Source organism: Bradyrhizobium sp. STM 3843 (assembly GCF_000239815.1).
Classification (GTDB): domain Bacteria; phylum Pseudomonadota; class Alphaproteobacteria; order Rhizobiales; family Xanthobacteraceae; genus Bradyrhizobium.
In genome coordinates this window covers 1-24,498 of sequence record NZ_CAFK01000237.1, presented here as the reverse complement: position 1 = coordinate 24,498, position 24,498 = coordinate 1, and the positions used below count along the sequence as shown (strand labels likewise).

General features: G+C 64.6%; 25 protein-coding genes. 21 read left to right on the top strand and 4 right to left on the bottom strand.

The genetic code is table 11. From position 1 onward, the window contains the following. Window positions 1-4 precede the first annotated feature (4 nt). The 6 genes from BRAS3843_RS24605 to BRAS3843_RS24580 all read left to right on the top strand — a co-directional run bounded on the left by BRAS3843_RS24605 (window position 5) and on the right by BRAS3843_RS24580 (window position 5,518). Window positions 5-1,198 (top strand): dihydrodipicolinate synthase family protein, encoded by a 1,194-nt coding sequence (locus BRAS3843_RS24605; protein WP_008971798.1) that lies wholly within the window; start codon window positions 5-7, stop codon window positions 1,196-1,198. Then, the gene (locus tag BRAS3843_RS24600; RefSeq protein WP_035982626.1) at window positions 1,198-2,061 is read left to right on the top strand and encodes a sugar phosphate isomerase/epimerase family protein; all 864 of its coding nucleotides are present in this window, start codon (window positions 1,198-1,200) and stop codon (window positions 2,059-2,061) included. Before BRAS3843_RS24605 ends, BRAS3843_RS24600 begins: the two co-directional genes overlap by 1 nt. A gap of 108 nt (window positions 2,062-2,169) precedes the next feature. Then, on the top strand, window positions 2,170-2,415 hold the full coding sequence (locus tag BRAS3843_RS24595) for a hypothetical protein (RefSeq protein ID WP_008971796.1): 246 nt from the start codon (window positions 2,170-2,172) through the stop codon (window positions 2,413-2,415). Between the two features lie 133 nt (window positions 2,416-2,548). Beyond that, entirely contained in the window at window positions 2,549-3,310 is a 762-nt protein-coding gene (locus tag BRAS3843_RS24590; RefSeq protein ID WP_008971795.1) for an SDR family oxidoreductase, read from the top strand. Window positions 3,311-3,346: 36 nt separating this feature from the next. Further along, the gene (locus tag BRAS3843_RS24585; RefSeq protein WP_008971794.1) at window positions 3,347-4,183 is read left to right on the top strand and encodes an enoyl-CoA hydratase family protein; all 837 of its coding nucleotides are present in this window, start codon (window positions 3,347-3,349) and stop codon (window positions 4,181-4,183) included. Between the two features lie 87 nt (window positions 4,184-4,270). After that, the gene (locus BRAS3843_RS24580) at window positions 4,271-5,518 is read left to right on the top strand and encodes a flavin-dependent oxidoreductase (protein ID WP_008971793.1); all 1,248 of its coding nucleotides are present in this window, start codon (window positions 4,271-4,273) and stop codon (window positions 5,516-5,518) included. Between the two features lie 159 nt (window positions 5,519-5,677). On the opposite strand, the gene BRAS3843_RS24575 is transcribed toward BRAS3843_RS24580, so the two are convergent. Together BRAS3843_RS24575 and BRAS3843_RS24570 are read right to left on the bottom strand one after the other, a co-directional pair. After that, window positions 5,678-6,133: a cupin domain-containing protein gene (locus BRAS3843_RS24575; RefSeq protein WP_008971792.1), complete on the bottom strand. Its 456-nt coding sequence runs from the start codon at window positions 6,131-6,133 to the stop codon at window positions 5,678-5,680. A gap of 29 nt (window positions 6,134-6,162) precedes the next feature. Beyond that, window positions 6,163-7,335 carry an ABC transporter substrate-binding protein gene (locus BRAS3843_RS24570; protein WP_008971791.1) on the bottom strand — a complete coding sequence of 391 codons (1,173 nt, stop codon included), beginning with the start codon at window positions 7,333-7,335 and terminating at the stop codon, window positions 6,163-6,165. 293 nt (window positions 7,336-7,628) lie between these two features. Here BRAS3843_RS24570 and BRAS3843_RS24565 point away from each other — a divergent pair, with 293 nt between their 5' ends. The 5 genes from BRAS3843_RS24565 to BRAS3843_RS24545 all read left to right on the top strand — a co-directional run bounded on the left by BRAS3843_RS24565 (window position 7,629) and on the right by BRAS3843_RS24545 (window position 12,328). Beyond that, complete coding sequence (locus BRAS3843_RS24565; protein WP_008971790.1) at window positions 7,629-8,123, top strand: MarR family transcriptional regulator; 495 nt, start codon at window positions 7,629-7,631, stop codon at window positions 8,121-8,123. A gap of 1 nt (window position 8,124) precedes the next feature. Then, complete coding sequence (locus BRAS3843_RS24560) at window positions 8,125-8,949, top strand: alpha/beta hydrolase (RefSeq protein WP_244425459.1); 825 nt, start codon at window positions 8,125-8,127, stop codon at window positions 8,947-8,949. Window positions 8,950-9,078: 129 nt separating this feature from the next. Further along, window positions 9,079-10,770, top strand: a complete 1,692-nt coding sequence (locus tag BRAS3843_RS24555; RefSeq protein ID WP_008971788.1) for a benzoate-CoA ligase family protein — start codon at window positions 9,079-9,081, stop codon at window positions 10,768-10,770. Window positions 10,771-10,821: 51 nt separating this feature from the next. Continuing rightward, a complete protein-coding gene (locus tag BRAS3843_RS24550; protein ID WP_008971787.1) occupies window positions 10,822-11,268 on the top strand; it encodes a RidA family protein in 447 nt (148 codons plus the stop codon). A gap of 784 nt (window positions 11,269-12,052) precedes the next feature. Beyond that, the gene (locus BRAS3843_RS24545) at window positions 12,053-12,328 is read left to right on the top strand and encodes a hypothetical protein (protein WP_008971786.1); all 276 of its coding nucleotides are present in this window, start codon (window positions 12,053-12,055) and stop codon (window positions 12,326-12,328) included. 164 nt (window positions 12,329-12,492) lie between these two features. On the opposite strand, the gene BRAS3843_RS24540 is transcribed toward BRAS3843_RS24545, so the two are convergent. Together BRAS3843_RS24540 and BRAS3843_RS24535 are read right to left on the bottom strand one after the other, a co-directional pair. Then, on the bottom strand, window positions 12,493-13,857 hold the full coding sequence (locus BRAS3843_RS24540) for a VWA domain-containing protein (protein ID WP_008971785.1): 1,365 nt from the start codon (window positions 13,855-13,857) through the stop codon (window positions 12,493-12,495). Between the two features lie 6 nt (window positions 13,858-13,863). Continuing rightward, a complete protein-coding gene (locus BRAS3843_RS24535; RefSeq protein ID WP_008971784.1) occupies window positions 13,864-14,820 on the bottom strand; it encodes a MoxR family ATPase in 957 nt (318 codons plus the stop codon). A 203-nt stretch (window positions 14,821-15,023) separates the two neighbouring features. Here BRAS3843_RS24535 and BRAS3843_RS24530 point away from each other — a divergent pair, with 203 nt between their 5' ends. The 10 genes from BRAS3843_RS24530 to BRAS3843_RS24485 all read left to right on the top strand — a co-directional run bounded on the left by BRAS3843_RS24530 (window position 15,024) and on the right by BRAS3843_RS24485 (window position 24,426). Beyond that, window positions 15,024-15,479: a TspO/MBR family protein gene (locus tag BRAS3843_RS24530; protein WP_008971783.1), complete on the top strand. Its 456-nt coding sequence runs from the start codon at window positions 15,024-15,026 to the stop codon at window positions 15,477-15,479. A gap of 391 nt (window positions 15,480-15,870) precedes the next feature. Beyond that, window positions 15,871-16,770 (top strand): LysR substrate-binding domain-containing protein, encoded by a 900-nt coding sequence (locus BRAS3843_RS24525; RefSeq protein WP_008971781.1) that lies wholly within the window; start codon window positions 15,871-15,873, stop codon window positions 16,768-16,770. A 415-nt stretch (window positions 16,771-17,185) separates the two neighbouring features. Next, complete coding sequence (locus tag BRAS3843_RS24520) at window positions 17,186-18,559, top strand: aromatic acid/H+ symport family MFS transporter (protein ID WP_008971779.1); 1,374 nt, start codon at window positions 17,186-17,188, stop codon at window positions 18,557-18,559. Between the two features lie 40 nt (window positions 18,560-18,599). Beyond that, entirely contained in the window at window positions 18,600-19,625 is a 1,026-nt protein-coding gene (locus tag BRAS3843_RS24515) for an amidohydrolase family protein (RefSeq protein ID WP_008971778.1), read from the top strand. Window positions 19,626-19,667: 42 nt separating this feature from the next. Then, window positions 19,668-20,351, top strand: a complete 684-nt coding sequence (gene ligK, locus BRAS3843_RS24510) for a 4-carboxy-4-hydroxy-2-oxoadipate aldolase/oxaloacetate decarboxylase (RefSeq protein WP_008971777.1) — start codon at window positions 19,668-19,670, stop codon at window positions 20,349-20,351. 11 nt (window positions 20,352-20,362) lie between these two features. Further along, window positions 20,363-21,283 (top strand): DUF1932 domain-containing protein, encoded by a 921-nt coding sequence (locus BRAS3843_RS24505; RefSeq protein WP_008971776.1) that lies wholly within the window; start codon window positions 20,363-20,365, stop codon window positions 21,281-21,283. Between the two features lie 8 nt (window positions 21,284-21,291). After that, on the top strand, window positions 21,292-22,206 hold the full coding sequence (locus BRAS3843_RS24500; protein ID WP_008971775.1) for an amidohydrolase family protein: 915 nt from the start codon (window positions 21,292-21,294) through the stop codon (window positions 22,204-22,206). Between the two features lie 15 nt (window positions 22,207-22,221). Further along, window positions 22,222-22,611, top strand: coding sequence for a protocatechuate 4,5-dioxygenase subunit alpha (gene ligA, locus BRAS3843_RS24495; protein ID WP_008971774.1), 390 nt, complete (start codon window positions 22,222-22,224; stop codon window positions 22,609-22,611). Beyond that, on the top strand, window positions 22,611-23,465 hold the full coding sequence (locus BRAS3843_RS24490) for a class III extradiol dioxygenase subunit beta (protein WP_008971773.1): 855 nt from the start codon (window positions 22,611-22,613) through the stop codon (window positions 23,463-23,465). Before ligA ends, BRAS3843_RS24490 begins: the two co-directional genes overlap by 1 nt. A 1-nt stretch (window position 23,466) precedes the next feature. Further along, on the top strand, window positions 23,467-24,426 hold the full coding sequence (locus tag BRAS3843_RS24485) for a Gfo/Idh/MocA family oxidoreductase (RefSeq protein ID WP_008971772.1): 960 nt from the start codon (window positions 23,467-23,469) through the stop codon (window positions 24,424-24,426). Window positions 24,427-24,498 lie beyond the last annotated feature (72 nt).

Sequence of the window (24,498 nt, the reverse complement as noted above, 5' to 3'; positions counted from 1 at the left end):
GATCATGAACAAGCCCGTGATGCCGATGTCGTCGTTGTCGCTCAAGCTTCCCCAGGCCGATCGTTCGTTGGAGACCTACCGCCTGACGGCGCCGCGGAGTTTCCCGGAGAAGCTGCAAGCTTCATTGAACCGCGTTGCATTCTCGGCCGTGCATGTGGTGGCCGATCCGCTTGCGGAGTGCGATCCCTGGCTGTCGGCAGCGGTTGATTGGGACAGGACCATCGCCTTCCGCGAGCACATCTGGGATCTCGGCCTTGGCGTTGCCGAGGCTATGGACACCGCGCAGCGCGGCATGGGCCTCGATTGGCCGACGTCGCTGGATCTGATCTCGCGCTCGGTTGCGGCGAGCAAGCACCGCCGCAATGCGCTGGTCTTTTCGGGCGCTGGAACGGATCACCTCGCGCTCGACCAGGCCAAGACGCTGGACGATGTCGTGAGGGCCTATGAAGCGCAGATCGCGGCAATCGAAAAGGTCGGCGGCCGCATCATCCTCATGGCCTCGCGCGCGCTTGCCAAGCTTGGCCGCAGCGCCGACGATTATGCTGATGTGTACGACCGCATCTTGGCGCAGGTGCGCGAGCCCGTGATCATCCACTGGCTCGGCGACATGTTTGACCCTGCGCTTGCCGGCTATTGGGGAACGGCCGATCTTGACATGGCGATGGACACGGCCGTCGCGATCATTAACGCCAATGCGGCGAAGATCGATGGCGTGAAGATCTCGCTGCTCGACAAGCAGCGCGAGATCGACATGCGCCGCCGGCTGGACCAACGGGTGAAGATGTACACCGGCGATGACTTCAACTACGCCGAACTGATCGCGGGCGACGCGCAGGGCCATTCGCATGCGCTGCTGGGCATTTTCGATGCGATCGCACCCGCGGCATCCTATGCATTGTCGCACCTTGCAGCCGGCGACGAAGCCGCGTTCCACGAAGTGCTCGGGCCGACGGTGCCGCTGTCGCGACACATCTTCAAGGCGCCGACCCGCTTCTACAAGACCGGCATCGTGTTCATGGCTTATCTGAATGGTCATCAGGATCATTTCATCATGATCGGCGGCCAGGAGAGCGCGCGCTCCACGTTGCATCTCGCCGAGCTGTTCCGGCTCGCCGACAAGGCCGGGCTGCTCGCCAATCCGGAGATGGCGACGCGCCGCATGAAGACCTTGCTCGCGGCGCGCGGTGTCGAGCCGTGATGCGGGACTTTTCCTTCGATCATCGCTGGCTGTCGCTGAATACGGCGACGGTTCGCAAGCAGGGCGATCTCACCGAGATCATCGATGCATGTGCGCGGCACGGCATTCGCGCCATCGATCCCTGGCGCGACCAGGTCGCTGCAGTCGGGCTCGATCGCGCGGTCCGCGCCGTCCGCGATGCCGGGCTCGAACTGTCCGGCTACTGCCGCGGCGGCATGTTCACCTCGGATGAGGCGCGGCGCGGCGAGGTACGTGACGACAACCGTCGCGCGGTCGACGAGGCCCACGCGCTCGGTGCGTCCTGCATCGTGCTGGTCGTCGGCGGCCTGCCGCAATATTCCAGGCCGGGTAGCACGGCTTCGAAGGATATCGCAGCTGCGCGCACCCAGGTCGAGGACGCCATCGCCGAGATGCTCGACTACGCCAAACAGGCCGCGCTGCCGCTCGCGATCGAGCCGCTCCATCCGGCCTATGCCGCCGACCGCGCCTGCGTGAACACGACGAAGCAGGCGCTCGACATCTGCGACCGGCTTGATCCTGAGCGCTCCGGCGTGCTCGGCGTGGCGCTTGATGTCTATCATATCTGGTGGGACCCGGAGCTGATGGGCGCGATCGCACGCGCGGGCAGGGACCGCATCCTGGCCTTTCACGTCTGCGACTGGCTGGTTCCGACCCGGGACATCCTCAACGACCGCGGCATGATGGGCGACGGCGTGATCGACATTAGATCGGTGCGACGGGCGGTCGAGGCGCAAGGCTATGCCGGCTATTCCGAGATCGAAATCTTCTCCAATGAATGGTGGGGAAGGCCGATCGACGATGTCCTGCGGGTCTGCATCGAAAGGCACAAGTCCGTCGTCTGAGTCTCCCTTCGGGCGGACGCGCTCGACAGCGGTGGGAACCCCGATACAGGCGTCCCTCCGGATCGCCGTTCTCGGGAACGATCCGCCGGGCGCGCTCGTTAGATCTGCATGACGACAGGCATCTCCAAAGACACCCGCGACATCCGCTCTGGCGCCTACGATCCCATCAACAAGGATGGTTTGCCGCAGGCCCAGCAGGTCAAGGACGCGACCACACAGCGCCAGCGCGAGCAATGGGGCGCCGATGTGCGCGCAGAACCCTTGCCGGGCACCGAGCCGATGCTGCCGGAGGGATTGCTGCGGGAGCGGCGCGATCCGCTCAATCCGCGCACCGGGCGTCGCAAGACCGACTAGGCGCTGCGCCAAGGCCGCGCCTTCGGCAACGGCGCGATTGACCTCGCGGTCGCGCAGGAGCCTTGTTGCAAATACTTTAAGATTAAAATATCGTCCGGCCTCGAACTGTTCGCAGATGCGAGGAGGCGCGCGCATGTCGAGGTTGCCTGGTTCGTCCCATGCGCTGGTGACCGGCGGCGGCCGCGGCATCGGCCGCGAGATCGCGCGCGTTTTGAAAGAGGCCGGCGCTACCGTCACGATCATCGGACGCAGTGCCGCCACGCTGGATGAGGCGATTGCGGCGGGATGCGCCGATCATGCGGCCATTGCCGATGTCGCCGATCCGGCGGCGGTGAGTGCAGCGGTCGCGAGCGCCGCGGGCCGGCAGCCGATCGACATCTTGATCGCGAATGCCGGCAGCGCGGAATCCGCCCCCTTCGCGAAGTCCGATGCGGCGCTGTTTCGTCGCATGATCGACGTCAACTTCATGGGCGTGGTGCATGCCATCCAGGCCGTGCTGCCCGCGATGAAGGATCGGTCCTATGGCCGCATCGTTGCGATCGCTTCGACGGCCGGATTGAAGGGCTACCCCTATGTCAGCGCCTATACGGCCGCGAAGCATGCAGTGGTCGGACTGACGCGCTCGCTGGCGCTGGAGCTCGCGGCGACCCATGTGACTGTTAATGCGGTCTGTCCGGGCTTCACCGACACCGACCTGGTGGCCGGCAGCATCGAAACCATCATGAAGAAGACCGGACGCAGTCGCGAGCAGGCGGCGACCGAGCTCGCAAGGCACAATCCGCAGGGGCGTCTCGTCACGCCACAGGAAGTCGCCGATACCGTGCTGTGGCTGTGCGGCACGGGAGCGGGCGCGATCACCGGCCAGGCCATTGCGGTCGCGGGCGGTGAGATCTGAGGCGAGGTCGAAGGATATGAGCAGAGGGGAATTTCGATGAGCAGACCGGCCAATTCCGTCACGGTGCCGCTGGCGAATTACACGCCGAGCCATTTCCTGCTGACGGTGACCGAGCGCGTCGCGACCGTGACGCTCAACCGGCCGGAGCGGAAGAATCCGCTGACGTTCGAAAGCTATCGCGAGCTGACCGACTTTTTCCGCGCCTGCGCCTTCGACGATGCCGTGAAGGCCATCGTTGTCACCGGCGCCGGTCGCAATTTCTCGTCCGGCGGCGACGTGTTCGAGATCATTGGGCCGCTGGTGCAGATGGACACCAAGGGGCTGACCGCGTTCACCCGCATGACCGGCGATCTGGTCAAGGCGATGCGGGCTTGTCCGCAGCCGATCGTGGCGGCGGTCGAAGGCATTTGCGCCGGCGCCGGCGCGATCGTGGCGATGGCGTCCGACATCAGGCTCGCCGCTGCCGGCGCCAAGGTCGCCTTCCTGTTCAACAAGGTCGGGCTCGCCGGCTGCGACATGGGCGCCTGCGCGATCCTGCCGCGCATCATCGGCCAGTCGCGCGCCTCCGAGCTGCTCTACACCGGCCGCTTCATGAGCGCGGAGGAGGGCGAGCGCTGGGGCTTTTTCAGCCGCATCGTCGCGCCGAACGAGGTGCTTGCGCAGGGGGAAGCGCTGGCGCGCGAGATCGCGCAAGGTCCGACCTTTGCCAACACGATGACCAAGCGCATGCTGGCGATGGAATGGGCGATGTCGGTGGAGGAGGCGATCGAGGCGGAGGCTGTTGCCCAGGCGTTGTGCATGACAACAGAGGATTTCAAGCGCGCCTTCGAAGCCTTCGCCGCCAAGACCAAGCCGGTGTTTCAGGGCAATTAACGAGGTCGAACGAAGCCGCTTGCGGGGCGGTAAATAACCGTGCCACGCTGGCGGCTGAGACGTCTTGCGCTGATGGAGTAGAGTGCGATGAAGGCAATCATCGTTGGCGGCGGTATCGGCGGACTGACGACGGCCCTGATGTTGCGGGCGCGCGGCATCGATTGCGAGTTGTTCGAGCAGGCGGACGCGGTCCGCGAGCTCGGCGTCGGGATCAACACGCTGCCCCATGCCATCCGTGAGCTCGCCCAGCTCGGCCTGCTGGACCGGCTCGACCAGGCCGCGATCCGCACCTACGAGCTGTTCTATTTGACCCGTCATGGCCAGGAGGTCTGGCACGAAAAGCGTGGGCTCGATGCCGGCCACGACGTGCCGCAATTCTCGGTCCATCGCGGGCGGCTGCAGGGCGTGATCCATCAGGCCGTGCTGGAGCGGCTGGGGCCGGAGAAGGTCCACACCGGCTGCCGGCTCGGCGCCTTCACCCAGGACGAGGGCGGCGTGACCGCCTATTTCTTCGACCGCTCCGGCGCCCATGTGCGAACCATCCGTGGCGATATCCTGATCGGCGCGGACGGCATCCATTCCAAGGTGCGGCAGACGCTGTTTCCGAATGAAGGCCCGCCGTGCTGGAACGGCCTGATGCTGTGGCGCGGCGCGACTGACTGGCCGGTGTTCCTGACCGGCCAATCGATGATCATCGCCGGCGGGCTCAACGCCAAGGCCGTGATCTACCCGATCGCGGAGGGATCGAGCCCCGCGACCCGGCTCACCAACTGGGCCGTGTTGGTCCGCATCGGCGACGCAAACACGCCGCCGCCACGGCGCGAGGATTGGTCGCGGCTCGGTCGCGCCGACGAGCTGATGCCGCATGTCGCAGGCTTCCATATTCCCCAGGTCGATTTCGGCGCACTGGTCCGCGCCACGCCGGAGTTCTGGGAATACCCCTGCTGCGACCGCGATCCGCTGCCTTATTGGACCTGCGGCCGGGTCACGCTGCTCGGCGACGCCGCGCACCCGATGTATCCGGTCGGATCGAACGGCGCCTCCCAGGCCATTCTCGACGCCCGCGCGCTGGCCGATGCGCTGGTTCATGGCGAACATCCGCGCCAGGCGCTGATGGCCTATGAGCAGAAGCGGCTGCCGATGACCGCCGACATCGTTGCCTCGAACCGCCGCGGTGGCCCGGAAGGTGTGATCGATGCGGTCGAGCAGCTTGCGCCGCAAGGCTTCACCGATATCAACACCATCCTCAATTACGAGGCCCGCGAGGCGATCGTGCGTGGCTACGCAGCACGGGCCGGCTTTGCCGCGCGCATGGTGACGCGGCAAGCCTCGTAGGTCTAAGAACTCATACCTGTCGTGTGGTTGCCCCTCACCCCAACCCTCTCAGCGCGAGCGAAGCTCGTCGCGGCGCCGTGAAGAACGGGGAGAGGGAGCGCACTGCATTCTGCGCGACAGCTCGAAATCCAACATCTCGGAATGCGCATACTCTTTGGCCTATTGCGGCGGGGGCGGCAGGAAGTGGATGTTGTGCTCGGCCGCGAGCTTGACGACATCGTCCGGGTTCTGCTCGCGCATGTTGTGGATCGCCCAGAACAGGTCGTAGAGCCGGCGCGTCGGCGATACCCAGAACAGGGTTTTCGCGGTCTGGCCTGATTTGTTGAAGATCCCGTGCGGTTTGCCCATCGGCAGCCGCACCGTGTCGCCCGCGGTCGCATATTCCTCGGCGCCGTCGAGGAAGAAGTCGAGCCGGCCTTCCAGGATGTAGAGATACTCGTCCTGGTCGGGATGAATGTGCGGGGGCACGAAGGTGCCGGTCGGGAAGGTCGCGTGCCAGGAAAAACTGTGCTCCGTGCGGTTCTTCGGCACATAGATCTGCCCCAGGATGTTCCAGGTGATGCCCTGGATGCCTTCATTGGCCCGGGTGATGCCGGCGATTTCCGGATGGCTCATGCGTTTTTCTCCCTCTGTTACTTGCTCAATTACTTGGCCGGGCAGTCTTTGGCGTAGCGGTCGCCGTAGGTCTCGAACACCTTCTGCACGATCTCGGTCTGGAATTTTCCGTCCGGCCGCCTCGCGACCTTGGTGAGATAAAAGTCCTGGATCGGATAGCCGTTGGTGTTGAACTTGAAACCGCCGCGCAGCGATGTGAAGTCGGCTTTCTTCAGCGCGGCCCCGACCGCATCCTTGTTGCTGAGGTCGCCGCCGACCGCCTTCACCGCGCTGTCGATCAGCATTGCCGCGTCATAGGCCTGCATGGCGTAGGTGCCGGGCACGCTGTTATAGGCAGCCTCGTAAGCGGCCACGAATTTCTTGTTCTGGGGATTGTCGAGATTGGGCGCCCAATTGGCGCCGCCGAACATGCCGACCGCGGCGTCCTGCTGCGCCGGTAGGGTGGATTCATCGACCGTGAAGGCCGAGAGCACCGGGATGCTGTCGGCGAGGCCGGCCTGCTTGTATTGCTTGACGAGGTTGACGCCCATGCCACCGGGCATGAAGGTGAAGACCGCATCGGGCTTCTGCGACGAGATCTTGGACAGCTCCGGCTGGAAGTCGAGCGTGTTCAGAGGCACGTAGGACTCCTCGACGATCTCGCCCTTGTAGTCGAGCTTGAAGCCGGCGACGGAGTCGCGGCCCGCTTGGTAGTTCGGCACCAGGAGATAGACCCGCTTATAGCCGCGGTCCTGCGCGACCTTGCCGAGGATCTCGTGCACCTGGTCGTTTTGATAGGAGGTGACGTAGAAGAACGGGCTGCACTCCTTGCCGGCATAGCTGGAGGGGCCGGCATTCGGGCTGATCAGAAAGGTCTTGCTCTCGGTTACCGGGCGGTGGATCGCCTGCAGCATGTTGGAGAAGATCGGGCCGACCACGAAGTCGACCTTGTCGCGCTCGAGCAGGCCCTTGGCTTTGGTGATGGCGGCGTCCGGCTTCAGCTCATCGTCGGCGACGACGACTTCGACCTCCTTGCCGCCCATCTTGCCGCCGAGATCCTTGACCGCCAGGTTGAAGCCGTCGCGGACCTGCTGGCCGAGGGCCGCCGCTGGACCTGACAGGGTCACGATGACGCCGATCTTGATCTTGTCGGCCGCGACGGCCGGCTGCGCGATCAGCGCGGTGACAAGGCCAAAGCTGGCCAGCTTGACAAACGCTTTCATGACAACTCCCCCGGATTAAGACATTCGACACGGTGCTGTTGCACTCGGCCGGACAAATGCCGCCGTTTGAAGCCTAGTCCGATGCAGCCCTTTGCTGCAAGCAGGACCCAGCGCCTGGAGGCGACCGGAGCCGGCGCATGCAAGCCGCGCGCCAATTGCTTGAAGCATAAAAGAATTGCAGATGAGTGCCGGTCGCGATGTCGAAGCTATGTTTTCCCTTGCCCCGCGAACGCGCCGGGGGCCACAATGATTCTGCGTCCCGCAACTCCCGATCTCGCCCCGATGATGCTGCCATGACCCTTGATGCCGAAACCAAGGCGGTCGAAACGCCCGAGGACCACGCCGAAGAGCTGCGGCTGTGGTTGCGGCTGTTAACCTGCACCAATCTGATCGAGAGTGAGATCCGCTCGCGTCTGCGCGAGCGTTTCGACGTGACCCTGCCGCGCTTCGACCTGATGGCGCAGCTCGACAAGGCGCCGGACGGCATGACGCTGTCGGATGTGTCGAAGCGCATGATGGTATCGAACGGCAATGTGACCGGGCTGGTGGAGCGGCTGGTCGAGTCGGGCCACCTCGACCGACGCACCTCGGACACCGATCGTCGGGTCCAGGTGATCCGGCTGACCAAGCTCGGCCGCGCCGAGTTTCGCAAGATGGCGGGCGAGCATGAGACCTGGATCGCCGATATTTTCGCCGACCTGACCGAGAGGGACGTGCGCGAACTGATGCGGCTGCTCGCCAAAGCCAAGGGCTCGGCGCAGAACGCGGTGCAGCGACGGGATGCGTGACGTGGGCGATGCAGAGGCCATCGATTACGAGGTCGAATACAACAACCGGGCGCGGGTGCCGGAGAATCCGCAGATCATGGCAGGGTGGGCGAGCGACGCCGCCAGCTACCGGGAGCGGCACGCGCCGCGCCGGCTGGCTTACGGCCCAGGCTCGCGCAACACGATCGACCTGTTTGAAGCTGGTGGTGGCGGCGCGGTGGTCGTGTTCATCCATGGCGGCTATTGGCAGGCGCTCGACGGTTCGTCCTTCAGCCATTGCGCGCGGGGGCTGAACGCGCACGGCATCGATGTTGCGGTGCCGACCTATGATCTGTGCCCGCAGGTGACGATCGACGCCGTCATCCGACAGATGCGCGCGGCGATGCAGGAACTGGCGCGGCTCGGGCGTCCGCTGGTCGTCAGCGGACATTCCGCCGGCGGGCATCTCGCTGCCTGCATGCTGGCGACCGATTGGCCGGCGCTCGATCCGTCGCTGCCGAAGGATCTGGTGCGCGCGGCCTACGGCATCTCCGGCCTGTATGAGCTTGCGCCGCTGGTCGGCACCTCCATCAACAAGGCCCTGCAGCTCGATGCGTCCGCAGCACGCGCAGCAAGCCCGCTGTTCTGGACGCCGCCGGCAACCGGCAGCCTCGATGCCGTGGTCGGTGCCAAGGAGAGCGCGGAATATCTGCGGCAGAGCCGCACAATTGTCGAGCGCTGGGGCGAAGCCGGCGTCGCGAGCCGGTTCGACACCGTGCCGGACGCCAATCATTTCACGGCGATCGCACCGCTCGCGGACCCCAACTCGTCCATGGTGCAGCGCCTGAAGGCGCTGGCCGGCTGCTGACGCCGATACCAACAGCTCAAGGAACGAGCGGGCACTGCACAATCTTCGGCTCTTGCGTCCAGATATTTTAGGTATAAAATATTGAGGATTGAAATGTGCCGGGCGTCCTTTGCTAGAGAGGAGCGTGCGATGGTCAGTGCCGCCAAAGCTCAAGTCCAAGAGAGCGTTGCCGGAAGCACGAGTGCGAAGGCAACAACCGCCCATGTCGATACGTTCGCGCGCGATCATCTGCCGGCGCGCGAGCTGTGGCCGGACTTCATCTTCACGCGTCCCGAGCTGCAATATCCGCCGCGACTGAACTGCGTGTCGCATTTCCTCGACCGCTGGGTGGAGGAGGGGCGCGGGGATGCACCCTGCATCATCAGCCCGGACGTCAGCTACAGCTATGGTGAGCTGCAGGCGCTGGTGAACAGGATCGCTAATGCGCTGGTGAACAAATTTGGCCTCGTCAGCGGCGGCCGGGTGCTGCTGCGTTCCGCCAACAACCCGATGATGGTTGCGACTTATCTCGCGGTCATCAAGGCCGGCGGCATCGTGGTCGCCACCATGCCGCTGCTCCGGGCCAAGGAGCTGGCTTATCCGATCCAGAAAGCGCAGATCGCGCTGGCGCTGTGCGACGGCAAGCTGGCCGATGAAATGGACAAGGCCAAAGAGATCGCGCCGGCGCTGCAGCGCGTGGCCTATTGGGGAACCGCGCAACCGGATGGGCTGGAGGCGCTGATCGCCGATCAGAGTGCAGAGTTTGCCGCCGTCGACACCGCCTCCGACGACCTCTGCCTCATCGCCTTCACCTCGGGCACGACCGGTGACCCGAAAGGCACCATGCATTTCCACCGCGACATGCTCGCGGTCTGCGACGGCTACGCGCGCAACGTGCTGCGCGCGCGTCAGGACGACCGCTTCATCGGCTCCGCGCCGCTCGCCTTCACCTTCGGCTTCGGCGGCGTGCTGTTCCCGATGCATATCGGCGCATCCTATGTGGTGCTGGAAAAGACCAGCCCGGATGATCTGCTCGCCGCCATCGAGCGCTATCAGGCGACGGTGTGCTTCACCGCGCCGACCGCCTACCGCGCCATGCTCGGCAAGCTCGGAACGCGCAATATCTCCTCGTTGCGCAAATGCGTCTCGGCCGGCGAGACCCTGCCGAAGGCGACCTTTGACGCCTGGCAGAAAACGACCGGCCTGAAGCTGATGGACGGCATCGGTTCCACGGAAATGCTGCACATCTTCATCAGCGCGACCGAGGACGAGATCCGTCCTGGCGCGACCGGCAAGCCGGTGCCAGGCTACGAGGCCAAGATCGTCGACGAGGAGGGGCGGGATGTGCCCCCGGGGACGTTGGGCCGGCTCGCGGTGCGAGGTCCGACCGGCTGCCGCTATCTCGCTGACGAGCGCCAGCGCAAGTATGTCCACGACGGCTGGAACATCACCGGTGACACCTACGTCATGGATGACGATGGCTACTTCTGGTACCAGTCGCGCTCCGACGACATGATCGTGTCGGCCGGGTACAATATCGCCGGGCCCGATGTCGAAGCTGCGCTGCTGAGCCATCCGGCGGTCGCCGAATGCGGCGTGGTCGGCGCGCCCGATGAGGCCCGTGGCATGATCGTCAAGGCTTACATCGTGCTGGCACCGGGTGCGATCGGTGATGACACGCTGGTCGTTCAGTTGCAGGACCATGTCAAACGCGAGATCGCGCCGTACAAATATCCGCGGGCGATCGAGTTCGTCGCGCAGTTGCCGAAGACCGAGACCGGCAAGTTGAAGCGCTTCGCGCTGCGGCAGATGGCGCAAGCGCAGGCCCAAGAGCACGCCTAAGATCAGGCCGCGTCCGGCGCGGCCGCTTGAGATGACGGGGGAGACACGTCTGTGAGCACGCCAAACGCGCCCACGCTCGCGATGGTGAAATCGGAGCAGGCCGAGCGACCGCGCGCGCTGCAGCCGAGCGGCTGGCCGATGCCGAAGGGCTATGCCAATGGCATGACCGCCGAGGGGCGCATCGTGGTCACCGGGGGCGTGATCGGCTGGGATCAACACGAACAGCTGCGGGACGGCTTCCTGGACCAGGCGCGGCAGACGCTGTCGAATATCGCGGCCATTCTGGCCGAGGGCGGGGCGGGGCCTGAACACCTTGTGCGGCTGACCTGGTACGTCGTCGACATGGACGAGTACCTCGCCAATCTGAAGCAGCTCGGGGCCATCTATCGCGAGATCTTCGGCAGCCATTATCCGGCGATGGCGCTGGTGCAGGTGGTGCGTCTGGTCGAGCAGGCGGCGCGGCTGGAAATCGAGGCGACGGCGGTCGTGCCGAGGTAGGTTCATCATTTGCGTCCTACTCCGCTGTCGTCCCCCCGCGAACGCGGGGACCCATACCGCGGACTATTTCGTAGGTAGTTGAGACCGAGCATCACGACAGTCGGCTGTGGATATGGATCCCAGCTCACGCTCGCTATGCTCGCTTGGCCGGGACGACAGCGGAAAATTGTGTACGTCGTTTCGACCTCGCAACGCGTTCGCGTCCGAGCTGTGCGCATTGATCACCTTCCGAAAATAAAGAAGGCGCAGGGAAGGCCGGGTGAAGACCTCACCCATGGCCCCCGTGCGGGAGAAAATGCACGGGGCAGGAACCACAGGTTTGGCCGATCACTCCGGCCTTCCCTGCGCGACGGTTTACGGCTTATACGTGGTCTCCCTGGTGCGCCGGGCTTTTTGGCCACCATCACTGGCGCGCTTCGCAAGAAGCATCGCCAGCTTGATACCAGCGTCGGGGTATCGGGACTACACGACTTCACCGTCCGTCCGAGTGCCAATCGTCCGCTGTCACTCACACGTCCATCGCATCCCGCACTCCACGTATCGTGACGACGCGTACGCCCCTCTTCGATGAGGCGGGATGCGCGAGATGATGGTTCTGATTTGCCCGACGCGGCAAGCGCGATGTGCTGCGACACGTTAACGCGACGGGCAGTCACACAGGAGATCACACTGCCGCGGCAGTCGCCCGATCGTTGCCGGATGAAAGACGAGAGATCGCCATGCGAGGGACAGAAAGGCACGCGAAGGTGGCGGCGTGTGGGCGTGAAGAAAATGGGGGACGAGCGTGGATTGGAAATCGGCGGTGATTGCTGCGGTGGCCGCGGGCCTTGGTGCACTGATCGGCGCGCTCGCTGTGCCGTCGCTTGGCAGCGTCGTGCCCGATCACCAGGCAGATTCGAAGCTGCTCGAGATGAGCGTCGGCATTCTCCGCGAACCGGCCAGGATGGATGATGATCCGATGCGGTCGTGGGCGATCAAGGTTGTCGAGAAGAAATCCGGTGTCGCCTTCACGGACCCGCAGCGCGCCGCGCTGCTGAAGCGGGCAACCGGCGGACGGTGAGGGTTAGCTAAGTTTATGCGGCACACTTTATAGGCATGTCATTCCGGGCAGCCCGCAGGGCTGAGCCCGGAATCCATAACCACGATCGGGAGTATGGATTCCGGGCTCGCGCTGCGCGCGCCCCGGAATGACGAGTCGAGAGAGCGTCGATTGACGCAACCTGTTTACCGATACGTCGCGACGATGTCGCTCACCGCGCGCTCGAGCTGCTGGGCGGTGGCGCATTGGCGCACGACGTTGCAGAAGGTCTGGTAGCGCGGCATTTCTGAATCGCCCCAGCCCCAGGTCATCCGTCCTTCCGGATTGAGCCAGACCACGCGCTTGGCGCGCTCGGCGATGCGCTTGAGGATCTCCGCCCGCGGATCGAGATTGTTGCTGCGGGCGTCGCCCAGCACGATCACGGTCGTCTGCGGCGTCACCGACGCCATGAACTCTTTCTCGAAATCGACAAGCGAGCTGCCGTAATCGGAGGAGCCGAAGCCGACCTTGTCCATGATGTCAGCCATCGCTTCTTCGGCAGGCTTGCTATCCAGGATCTCGCTGACTTCGATCAGATGGCCGGAGAAAGCGAAGGAGCGCACGTCGTCCACGACCTCATGCAGGCTGTGGATCAGGAGCAGGAAGAAATCGGACACGCGCGCCACCGAGCCGGAGACGTCACACAGCGCCACGATCTTCGGCCGGTCGCGATGGCGGCGCTTCCAGGCGGTGAGGAACGGCACGCCGCCCCAGGCGGCATTGCGGCGAAGCGTGCGGCGGACGTCGAGATGGCCGCGGCGCTGCCGCTTGCGCGGTTTCGAGTAGCGCTCGCGCAGGCGGCGCGCGATCTGCCGGATCAGCGCCCGCATCTGCGCGACCTGGCGCGGCTCGATCCGCGACAGCGGCGCATTGCGCAGGATCTCGTGGCGCAGGTTTTCCGTTTCCTCCCGCCCATAGAGCGCGAGCGCCTGTGACACAGCCTCGCGCACGGCGGTGCGCAAATCTTCCGTCGCCGCCTGCAGTCGCTCGGCCAGCGCGGGGTTGCTCTCGTTCAGCGCGTCCAGGTCGTCACGCAGGCGCTGTATGCCCATCAGATCGAGCATGCGGCTTGCGAACAGCCCGCGCTGGGTGAAGTAGCGGATGTCGGAGAGACCGGCGGCGCTGGACGCGTTGGCAAGTGCTGCGGAGATCTCGGTCCGATTCTGCGCGAGCAGCATCTGCGCGAGGGCGCCCAGGCTTTGGCTCGCGGTGTCGCCCGCGCCTGCGGGAGACTGCGGGACTGCATTCGGGCTCTCGCCCGCGTCGGCTTCGCCTCCGCCCTCCGGCTGCGTCGGTTCGACTTGTGCAAAGAACAGGTCGAAGCAGCTGCCGAGCGCCTTCTTCTCGTCTTCGCTCTTGGCCAGCGTCAGCAGCAGGCTGTCGCGCAGCACGTTGCGATCGGCGAAACCGACGCTCGCGACCGCCCGCATCGCGTCGATGCTCTCGGCGGGCGAGACGTGCACGCCGACGCCGCGCGCGGCCCGAAAGAAGCGATGCAGGTTCTCCTGCATGATCTCCTATCCAAAGATGTTCTGGCGCTGCGTCTTGGCGACGAAGCTCGTCACCTGCGGCAGCGCCACCTCGATATCGGCTTCATATTTCAAGAGGACGTTGAGCGTATCCTTCACCACCTCATGGCCGAGTTCGGAGGCCTGCAAGAGCACCAGCACACGCGCCCAGTCGATGGTCTCGCTGACCGAGGGCTGCTTCTTGAGATCGAGCGTCCTGATATCGTGGATGAAGGCGACGAGCTGACGTCGCAGGATCTGCGAGATGCCGGGCACACGGCTCTCGACGATCCGCTCTTCGAGCTTTTGTTCGGGAAAGCCGATGTGCAGATGCAGGCAGCGCCGCTTCAAGGCGTCGCCGAGATTGCGCTCGGAGTTGGAGGTCAGGATCACGGTCGGCGCGCTGGTTGCCGCGATGGTGCCGAGCTCGGGGATGGTGACCTGGAAATCGGAGAGGATCTCGAGCAGCAGCGACTCGAACTCGGCATCGGACTTGTCGATCTCGTCGATCAGCAGCACGCAGCCTTCTGGAGCGAGGAGGGCCTGCAACAGTGGCCGCGGCTCGACGAATTCCTTGGAGAAGAACACGTCGCCGAAGCCGTGCAGCTGGTCGAGCGCGGCGTGCAGGGTCTGCGCGCCGCCGAGCACCTCGCCGAGCTTGTCCTTCAGGATCTGTGTGTAGAGCAGCTGCTTGGCATATTTCCACTCATAGAGCGCCTTGGCCTCGTCCAGGCCCTCGTAGCACTGCAGCCGGATCATCTTGAGGCCGCGCCAGGCGGCGATCGCCTTGGCCAGCTCGGTCTTGCCGACGCCGGCCGGACCCTCGACCAGGATCGGCTTCTCGATCGCCTGGGAAAGGTAAACGGCGGTGGCGATCTGGCGGCTGGCGATATAGCCCTGGGCGGCGAGGCCGGATTCGACGGCCTCGATCGAGGCGATGGCGTGGGAGGAGGGCCGTTCAGCCACGGATCAAGCTCCGGTCTCGGGCGTGAGGCTTGCTTTGAAAGCGTTTCCAGCCCGTCTGATTTACGAAAGGTAAAGCCCTGACAGGATTGGCTTTATGCTATGTCCTGGCTACGCGCCTCCGGTTCGAATGTCCAGTGGCGCACGCCGCAACGCAGCTCTTCCCGCGGGGTGGCGATCTCCAATGAAATCACGCCGAGCGGAATATGAACCGATCCACCCTGTATCTCATCGTCCTCCTGGTCCTGGTCGTCGGAGGCGGATGGATCGTCGGCGCCAGCAACCTGCCGGGCGCCTGGTATGGCTCCTTGCACAAGCCGCCGTTCACGCCGCCCAACTGGCTCTTCCCGATCGCCTGGACCGTGCTCTACATCCTGATCGCGGTCGCCGGCTGGCGGACCTATGAGCGGATCGGCAGCGGCCTCGTGATGCAGGTTTGGTGGGCGCAACTGGTGTTGAATTTCGCGTGGTCGCCGATCTTCTTCACCAAGCATTGGATGTGGGGCGCGTTCGCCGTGATCGTCACGATGTTCGCGCTGATCATCGCTTTCATCGTGATGTCCTGGCGCAAGGACCGGATCACGGCGCTGTTGTTCGTACCGTATGCGTTCTGGGTGGCCTTTGCGTCGGTGCTGAACGCGTCGCTGAATGTGCTGAATTGAATTTGCTGAGCGAGGGCGCCGTGATTTGCGCGAGGAGGGATCCGCGGGTTCAGACCCTCTCCCCCTGTGGGGGAGCGTGGCTGCGCGAAGCGCAGCCGGGTGAGGCGTTGCCTCCGCATGTGAGGACGAGGAGAGGGACCCCTCACCCGACCGAGCTTGTGGCAGACGGCCGTGCTGCCCTCTCCCACTGCCGACGACGGCTATGCCGTCGCAACGAGGGCAGAGGGCACAGCAAGGTGCAGCGTGACTCGTTGCTCGTCATCGCCGGGCACCCGGCGATCCATCGCGAGGCGTTTCGGAGGAGGATGAATGCGCGGGGCAAGCCCGCGCATGACGATCTTCGCATAAGAGCGGCGACCGAGGACGCACCGCATCCGCGAGCCCCACGCCCATGAACCTCAAGCAGCTCGAATATTTCGTCCAGGTCGCCGAGCTCGGCTCGTTCAGCAAGGCGGCGAGCGTGCTCGAGGTGGCGCAGCCGGCGCTGTCGCGCCAGGTGCGCGCGTTGGAATCGGAATTGAAGCAGCAGCTGTTCGCGCGCAACGGCCGCGGCGTCGCGCTCACGGACGCCGGCAAGCGGCTGCTCGACCACAGCGTCGCGGTGCTGCAGCTGGTGTCGCATGCGCGCGAGGATCTCGGTGCCAGCCGCGATGCGCCGGTCGGGCGTGTCACGATCGGCCTGCCGCCGAGCATCGCACGGCAGCTGACCCTGCCGCTGATCGACCGCTTCAGAAAGGAATTTCCGGCGGCGCGGCTCGCGGTGGTCGAGGGGCTGTCGACCCACGTGGTCGAATGGGTGACGAGCGGGCGCATCGATGTCGGCATGGTCTACAACCCGGAAGCGCAGCCGGGCATCGAGATCGCGCCGGTGCTGCAGGAGGCGCTCGCGCTGGTCAGCCACGCGCCGAAGGGCCGGCGCCGCGTCACCGCGCCGCTGCCGATGGCCGAGCTGTCGCGCTATCCCCTGATCGTGCCGGAGCGGGTGCATGCGATGCGCCGGCTGCTGGAGACCCAGGCTGCGCTCGCCGGCGTCAGGCTCGACATCGCCTGGGAGGTGTCGAGCGTGCCCTCGATCATCGATCTCGTCTGCGCCGGCTATGGCCATGCGGTGCTGACGCCGAGCGGCGTGGCGGCCTCAGGCCGCGCCGGCGAGCTGGCGATCCGGCAGCTCACCGATCCGACCCCGACCAGCGTGCTCTGCCTGGTGACCTCGGCGCACAAGCGGCCGACCCCGCTCGCAACCAGCACGATGAAGCTGGCCTCGGCGCTGATCCGCAAACTGCCGCGGTAGCCACGGATTCGGTGCACCCTCTCCCCTTGTGGGAGAGGGTGGCGAGAATGAGCGAAGCGAAATTTTCACCAGGCGAGGGGCATGCCTCCGCATATCAGTCTGCCGAGACAGACCCCTCACCCGGTTTCGCGCTAACGCGCGAACCCACCCTCTCCCACAGGGGAGAGGGTACACCGGCTCCGCTGCGCGCCCTTTCGGTCAAACCGGCATTTGGAATGGTTCAATTCCAGCATGGCTGGCCGGAGTCCCCATGCCGTTTCGGAATATCTGATATAGGCGGCCCGGCGCTGGCGCCGGCTTCCGCGCTGCGGCACATATTTCGCCAACGACGCAAGATGTCCGGGCGGAGGCGTTTGCGATCAGCGCCCGCCGCGGACCGAGACGTTTTCAATCAATCCGAAGGAAACGCACGCCGATGCCCGCGACCAGCCGTGTCGATGTTCAAACCTTTCTCGACGAGCACCCATTTTCGGGGTTCCAGTGGCTGATCTTCGGCCTGTGCTTCGTGATCGTGCTGCTCGACGGCTTCGACACCGCCGCGATCGGCTTCATCGCGCCGTCGCTGCTCAAAGAGTGGGGCATCGAGAAGTCGGCGCTCGGGCCGGTGCTCAGCGCAGCGCTGTTTGGGCTCGCCGCCGGCGCGCTGTTCTCAGGGCCGCTGGCTGATCGGCTGGGCCGCAAGGTCGTCCTGGTCGCTTCGGTGCTGGTGTTCAGTCTCGCCTGTCTCGCCTCGGCCTTTGCGACCAACCTGACCGAGCTCACCGTGCTGCGCTGCGTCACCGGCATCGGCCTCGGCGCAGCCATGCCGAATGCCGTGACCCTGCTCAGCGAGTACTGCCCGCAGCGGTTGCGCGCCACCATGACCAATTTGATGTTCTGCGGCTTTCCGCTGGGCGCAGCATTCGGTGGCTTCCTCGCCGCCTGGATGATTCCGCAATGGGGCTGGCGCAGCGTGCTCACGCTCGGCGGCCTCACGCCGCTGCTGCTGACCGTGGCGCTGGTCGTGATCCTGCCGGAATCGGTGCACTATCTGTTGTCGCGCGGCGCCTCCGTCGAGCGCGTCCGCAAGGTGATGCGCAAGATCTCGGCTGCGGCGTTGCAGGTGAGCCAGTTCGTGATGCTGGAGCCGGAACATGCCGAGGTGACCAGGCGCGTCAATGCCAGCGGTCTCGGCATGGTGCTGTCGCCGGTGCTGCGCGCGGGCTCGCTGATGTTGTGGATCGCCTATTTCATGGGGCTCGTGATCTTCTACGCGCTGATCAACTGGATGCCGATCCTATTCAAGGATGCCGGCCTCAACCCGCAGACCGCGACCCTGATCTCGGCGCTGTTCCCGCTCGGCGGCGTCGGCGCGGTGTTCTTCGGCTGGCTGATGGACCGCTTCAACGCCAACCTGATCATCGCGGCCGGCTATGCGCTGACGGCGGTCTCGATCTTTTTCATCGGCCAGGCTGCTGGCCAACTCGGCCTGTTGATGGCGGCAGTGTTCCTGGGCGGCGTGATGATGAACACCGCGCAGTCCTCGATGCCGGCCCTGGCGGCGGCGTTCTATCCGACGCAGGGCCGCGCCACCGGCGTGTCCTGGATGCTCGGCATCGGCCGGTTCGGCGGCATCGCCGGTTCCTTCCTGATCGCGGAAATGACCGCGCGGCAGCTCACCTTCAGCCAGATTTTCGCTGTTATGGCCGTCCCCGGCGCCATCGCAGCGGTCGCGCTTGTGGTAAAGCAATTCGTGGGGCCGGGACGGTCGAGCGACAAGGGAATTGGCGCTGCGGTCACAGTCCATTGACACCGCCGCCGCGCGCCAAAAAGTTGAGGGAGAGACTGACGTGATCATCGACGTGCACGGTCATTACACCACGGCCCCGAAGGCGCTCGAGGAGTGGCGCAACCGGCAGATCGCGGGCATCAAGGATCCGTCCGTGATGCCGAAGGCGTCCGAGCTCAAGATCAGCGACGACGAGCTGCGCGAGAGCATCGAGAGCAACCAGCTCAAGAAGATGAAGGAGCGCGGCAGCGATCTCACTGTCTTCTCGCCGCGCGCCAGCTTCATGGCGCACCACATCGGCGATTTCCAGGTGTCCTCGACCTGGGCCGCGATCTGCAACGAGCTGTGCTATCGGGTCAGCAAGCTGTTCCCGGACAATTTCATCGGCGTGGCCATGCTGCCGCAATCGCCGGGCGTCGACCCGAAAACCTGCATCCCTGAGCTGGAGAAGTGCATCAAGGAGTACGGCTTCGTCGGCATCAATCTGAATCCGGATCCGTCGGGCGGCCATTGGACCTCGCCGCCGCTGTCGGACCGGCACTGGTATCCGATCTACGAGAAGATGGTGGAGCTCGACATCCCCGCGATGATCCACGTCTCGACCAGCTGCAACGCCTGCTTCCACACCACCGGCGCGCATTATCTCAACGCCGACACCACAGCGTTCATGCAGTGCCTGACCTCGGACCTGTTCAAGGATTTCCCGACCCTGAAGTTCCTGATTCCGCATGGCGGCGGCGCCGTGCCCTATCACTGGGGCCGCTTCCGCGGGCTGGCGCAGGAATTGAAGAAGCCGCTGCTCAAGGATCACCTGCTCAACAACATCTTCTTCGACACCTGCGTCTATCATCAGCCCGGCATCGACCTGCTGACGGGCGTGATCCCGATCGACAACATCCTGTTTGCCTCGGAGATGATCGGCGCCGTCCGCGGCATCGATCCCGAGACCGGGTTCTATTACGACGACACCAAGCGCTATATCGAGGCTGCCAAGCTGACGCCCGAGCAGCGCCACCAGATCTACGAAGGCAATGCGCGGCGCGTGTTCCCGCGGCTCGACGCCGCGTTGAAGGCCAAAGGCAAGTAACGTACAGGGCAGGCGATCATGAGCACCCCCAAAGAAACCTCAATGAACAATCTCGGCATCGTCAAGAAGACCATCATCCGCGCCGACAAGGCGGCGGTGGAGAAACTGTCGCAGTTCGGCGTCGCCACCATCCACGAGGCGATGGGCCGCGTCGGGCTGATGCAATGCTACATGCGTCCGATCTATCCGACGGCGAAGATGTGCGGCACGGCGGTGACCGTGCTGCTGCAGCCCGGCGACAACTGGATGCTGCATGTCGCGGCCGAGCAGATCCAGCCCGGTGACGTCGTCGTCGCGGCCTGCACGGTCGAGAACACCGACGGCTTCTTCGGCGATCTCCTGGCCACCAGTTTTCGCGCCCGCGGCGCCAAGGGCCTGGTCATCGATGGCGGCGTGCGTGACGTTGCCGATCTCACCGAGATGCAGTTCCCGGTGTTCTCGCGCGCGATCTCGGCACGTGGCACGGTCAAGGCGACGCTGGGCTCGGTCAACATCCCGGTGGTCTGCGCCGGCGTTGCGGTCAATCCCGGCGACGTGATCGTGGCCGATGTCGACGGCATCGTGGTGGTGCCGGCTGCGGTCGCGCATCAGGCCGCGGATGCCGCGGCGGCGCGCGAGGCCAACGAGGCCGATAAGCGCGAGAAGCTCGCCTCCGGCGTGCTCGGCCTCGACATGTACAAGATGCGTGAGCCGCTGGCGAAGGCCGGGCTCAAATATATCGACTAGCGGTCCGTACCATGAGCGTGGCCTCAAATCAGTGGCATGTCGGGATCGTCGGCTACGGCGAGGTCGGCAAGATCCTCGCCGAGGACCTGCGCAAGGACGGCGTCCGCGTCTCGGCCTATGATATCAAGCTAGGCGATGCGAGCGGCGACGCGATGCGCGACCACGCCGCCGGCATCGGCGTCACGCTGGCCGCGTCTCATGCGGAGCTTGCGTCGCAGGCCGACTTCATCATCTCGGCGGTGACCGCGAGCCAGGCCGTGCCGGTGGCGCAGGCCTGCGCTGACGCCGTGAAGCCGGGCGCTTGGTTTCTCGACTTCAATTCGGCCTCTCCAGGCGCCAAGCAGCGCGCGGCTGATCTGATCGACGGCGCCGGCGGCCGCTATGTCGAGGGCGCCGTCATGACCTCGGTGCCGCCCTATCGGATCAAGGTGCCGCTGCTGCTCGGCGGCGCCGGCGCCCGCGAGCTGGCGCCGCTGCTCAATGATCTCGGCTTCGCCGCCAAGCCTGCGAGCGACAAGCTCGGCGTGGCGTCGGCGACCAAGATGTGCCGCAGCATCATGATCAAGGGCATGGAGGCGATGGTGATCGAAGCCTTCACCACCGCGCGCGCCTATGGCGTCGAGGACGCCGTGCTGGCGTCGCTGAAGGAAACATTCCCCGGCATCGATTGGGAGAAGCAGGGCGCCTATTTCTTCCAGCGCGTGATCGAGCACGGCCGCCGCCGCGCGGAGGAGGTGAGGGAGGTCGCCGAGACCGTGCGCGAGGCGGGGCTGACGCCATGGTCGGCGCAGGGCACCGCCGAGCGCCAAGCCTTCATCGCCGATCTCGCCGATGAAGGCTTGTTCGGCGCGCGCGGAGCCAAGGACTTCGCGCGCAGCCCCGACTGGCGCATCGAGGCCGATCGCATTCTCGCGAAAAAAAAGAAGAAGTAGGAAACGACATGGAGTTTCAGAAAACACCCGGATGGCTCGACTGGTACCAAGGTCCGTCGAAGCCGCGTTTCAAGGTTCCGGCCGGCAGCGTCGATGCGCATTGCCATGTGTTCGGTCCCGGTGCGGAATTCCCTTACGCGCCTGAACGCAAATATACGCCGTGCGACGCCTCCAAGCATCAGCTCTATGCGCTGCGCGACCATCTCGGCTTCGCGCGCAACGTGGTGGTGCAGGCGACCTGCCACGGCGCCGACAATCGCGCCATGGTCGACGCACTCGTGCATTCGAACGGCAAGGCCCGCGGCGTCGCCACCGTCAAGCGCAACGTCACCGACGACGAGCTGAAGGCGATGCATGACGCAGGCGTCCGCGGCGTCCGCTTCAATTTCGTCAAGCGCCTGGTCGACTTCACGCCCAAGGACGAGCTCAACGAGATCGCGGGACGCATCGCTAAGCTCGGCTGGCATGTGGTGATCTATTTCGAGGCGGTCGATCTGCCGGAGCTGTGGGACTTCTTCACCGCGCTGCCGACCACGGTCGTCGTCGATCATATGGGCCGCCCAGACGTGACCAAGCCGGTCGACGGACCTGAGTTCGAGCTGTTCGTGAAGTTCATGCGAGAGCACAGCAATGTCTGGTCCAAGGTGAGCTGCCCTGAGCGTCTGTCGGTGAAGGGGCCGCCGGCGCTGAATGGCGAGCAGAACGCCTATCGCGACGTGGTGCCGTTCGCGAGGCGGATCGTCGAGACTTTCCCGGATCGCGTGCTGTGGGGCACCGACTGGCCGCATCCGAACCTGAAGGATCATATGCCCGACGACGGCCTGCTGGTCGATTTCATTCCGCATATCGCTGTCACCGAGGAGCTTCAGCGGAAGCTCCTGGTCGACAATCCGATGCGGCTCTACTGGCCCGAAGAAACTTAAACGAGGAGACGATCGATGTCGCTCGACAAACCCTATACCGACGTTCCCGGCACGACCATCTTCGACGCCGACATGTCGCGGATGGGCTATCACCTCAACCAGTTCTGCATGTCCTTGATGAAGGCGGAGAACCGCGCCCGCTTCAAGGCCAATGAGCGGGCCTATCTCGATGAATGGCCGATGACCGAAGAGCAGAAGCAGGCGGTGCTGGATCGTGATCTCAACCGCTGCATTGCGCTCGGCGGCAACATCTACTTCCTGGCCAAGATCGGCGCGACCGATGGCAAGAGCTTTCAGCAGATGGCCGGCAGCATGACCGGCATGAGCGAAGAACAATATCGCGACATGATGGTGAAGGGTGGCCGCTCGATCGAGGGCAACCGCTACACCGGGGAGAAGAAGTAATGGCCCATATCTCCGCAAGCGTTTACACCTCGCACGTGCCAGCGATCGGCGCCGCGCTCGACCTCGGCAAGACCGGCGAGGACTATTGGAAGCCGGTGTTCCAGGGCTACGACTTCGCCAAGCAGTGGGAGAAGGAGCAGAAGCCGGACGTCGTGTTCCTGGTCTTCAACGACCACGCCACCGCCTTCAGCCTGGAGATGATCCCGACCTTCGCGATCGGTACCGCGGCCGAGTATCAGCCGGCCGACGAAGGCTGGGGCCCGCGCCCGGTGCCGAAGGTGATCGGTCATCCTCGGCTCGCGGCGCATATCGCGCAGTCGGTGATCCAGGATGATTTCGATCTCACCATCGTCAACAAGATGGATGTCGATCACGGCCTCACCGTGCCGCTCAGCCTGGTGTTCGGACAGGTCGATGCGTGGCCGTGCCCGATCATCCCGTTCGCGGTCAATGTCGTGCAGTATCCGGTGCCGTCGGGGCGCCGCTGCTTCATGCTAGGCAAAGCGATCCGCAAGGCGATCGAGAGCTATGACGAGCCGCTCAATGTGCAGATCTGGGGCACCGGCGGCATGAGTCATCAGCTGCAGGGCCCCCGCGCCGGGCTGATCAATCGCGAGTGGGACAACATGTTCCTGGACAAGCTGATCAGCGATCCGGAAGGGCTCTCCAAGGTGCCGCATATCGAATATGTCCGCGAAGCGGGCAGCGAGGGCATCGAGCTCGTGATGTGGCTGATCGCGCGCGGCGCGATGAGCGATGTCAATGGCGGCAAGACTCCGACGGTGCGTCACCGCTTCTACCACGTGCCGGCGAGCAACACCGCGGTCGGCCATCTGATCCTGGAGAACAACTGATATGGCCAAAACGATCAAGGTCGCGCTGGCCGGCGCCGGCGCGTTCGGCATCAAGCATCTCGATGGCATCAAGAACATCGCCGATGTCGAGGTGGTATCGCTGGTCGGGCGCAGGCTCGACCAGACCAAGGAAGTCGCCGACAAATACGGCATCAAGCACGTCTCGACTGAGCTTTCGGATAGCCTCAAGCTGCCGGAGGTCGATGCCGTGATCCTCTGCACGCCGACGCAGATGCATGCGGCCCAGGCGATCGAGTGCCTGAAGGCCGGCAAGCATGTGCAGGTCGAGATTCCGCTGGCGGATTCCTTGAAGGATGCGCAGGCGGTGGTCGAGCTGCAGAAGAAGACCGGGCTGGTTGCGATGTGCGGCCACACCCGCCGCTTCAACCCGAGCCACCAATGGGTGCACAAGAAGATCAAGGCCGGCGAATTCCACATCCAGCAGATGGATGTGCAGACCTATTTCTTCCGCCGGACCAATATGAACGCGCTGGGCCAGCCGCGCAGCTGGACCGATCATCTCTTGTGGCACCACGCCGCGCACACGGTCGATCTATTCGCCTATCAGGCGGGGGCGCCGATCGTGAAGGCCAACGCGGTGCAGGGGCCAATTAATCCAGCGCTCGGCATCGCTATGGACATGTCGATCCAGCTCAAGGCCGCCAACGGCGCGATCTGCACGCTGTCGCTGTCCTTCAACAATGACGGCCCGCTCGGCACCTTCTTCCGTTACATCGGCGACACCGGTACCTATATCGCGCGCTACGATGACCTCGTGAACGGCAAGGAAGAGAAGATCGACGTCTCCAAGGTCGATGTCTCCATGAACGGCATCGAGCTGCAGGACCGCGAGTTCTTCGCCGCGATCCGCGAGGGCCGCGAGCCGAACGCCTCCGTCGCTCAGGTTCTCCCGTGCTACCAGGTGCTGCACGATCTGGACCAGCAGTTGGCGCAGGGCTAGCTCGCCACTTTTCGGCCTGCGGTGCTGTTAATCAGAAGGCTCGCGATGAACATCCGCTTCACGAACTAATCG

Coding starts and splice junctions, on each gene's coding strand:
- ligK (WP_008971777.1), top strand. CDS start 19,668: ATGAACAATCTCGGCATCGTCAAGAAGACCATCATCCGCGCCGACAAG.
- BRAS3843_RS24590 (WP_008971795.1), top strand. CDS start 2,549: ATGTCGAGGTTGCCTGGTTCGTCCCATGCGCTGGTGACCGGCGGCGGC.
- BRAS3843_RS24520 (WP_008971779.1), top strand. CDS start 17,186: ATGCCCGCGACCAGCCGTGTCGATGTTCAAACCTTTCTCGACGAGCAC.
- BRAS3843_RS24605 (WP_008971798.1), top strand. CDS start 5: ATGAACAAGCCCGTGATGCCGATGTCGTCGTTGTCGCTCAAGCTTCCC.
- BRAS3843_RS24525 (WP_008971781.1), top strand. CDS start 15,871: ATGAACCTCAAGCAGCTCGAATATTTCGTCCAGGTCGCCGAGCTCGGC.
- BRAS3843_RS24565 (WP_008971790.1), top strand. CDS start 7,629: ATGACCCTTGATGCCGAAACCAAGGCGGTCGAAACGCCCGAGGACCAC.
- BRAS3843_RS24600 (WP_035982626.1), top strand. CDS start 1,198: ATGCGGGACTTTTCCTTCGATCATCGCTGGCTGTCGCTGAATACGGCG.
- BRAS3843_RS24490 (WP_008971773.1), top strand. CDS start 22,611: ATGGCCCATATCTCCGCAAGCGTTTACACCTCGCACGTGCCAGCGATC.
- BRAS3843_RS24595 (WP_008971796.1), top strand. CDS start 2,170: ATGACGACAGGCATCTCCAAAGACACCCGCGACATCCGCTCTGGCGCC.
- BRAS3843_RS24505 (WP_008971776.1), top strand. CDS start 20,363: ATGAGCGTGGCCTCAAATCAGTGGCATGTCGGGATCGTCGGCTACGGC.
- BRAS3843_RS24485 (WP_008971772.1), top strand. CDS start 23,467: ATGGCCAAAACGATCAAGGTCGCGCTGGCCGGCGCCGGCGCGTTCGGC.
- BRAS3843_RS24500 (WP_008971775.1), top strand. CDS start 21,292: ATGGAGTTTCAGAAAACACCCGGATGGCTCGACTGGTACCAAGGTCCG.
- ligA (WP_008971774.1), top strand. CDS start 22,222: ATGTCGCTCGACAAACCCTATACCGACGTTCCCGGCACGACCATCTTC.
- BRAS3843_RS24585 (WP_008971794.1), top strand. CDS start 3,347: ATGAGCAGACCGGCCAATTCCGTCACGGTGCCGCTGGCGAATTACACG.
- BRAS3843_RS24570 (WP_008971791.1), bottom strand. CDS start 7,335: ATGAAAGCGTTTGTCAAGCTGGCCAGCTTTGGCCTTGTCACCGCGCTG.
- BRAS3843_RS24555 (WP_008971788.1), top strand. CDS start 9,079: ATGGTCAGTGCCGCCAAAGCTCAAGTCCAAGAGAGCGTTGCCGGAAGC.
- BRAS3843_RS24530 (WP_008971783.1), top strand. CDS start 15,024: ATGAACCGATCCACCCTGTATCTCATCGTCCTCCTGGTCCTGGTCGTC.
- BRAS3843_RS24540 (WP_008971785.1), bottom strand. CDS start 13,857: ATGCAGGAGAACCTGCATCGCTTCTTTCGGGCCGCGCGCGGCGTCGGC.
- BRAS3843_RS24580 (WP_008971793.1), top strand. CDS start 4,271: ATGAAGGCAATCATCGTTGGCGGCGGTATCGGCGGACTGACGACGGCC.
- BRAS3843_RS24575 (WP_008971792.1), bottom strand. CDS start 6,133: ATGAGCCATCCGGAAATCGCCGGCATCACCCGGGCCAATGAAGGCATC.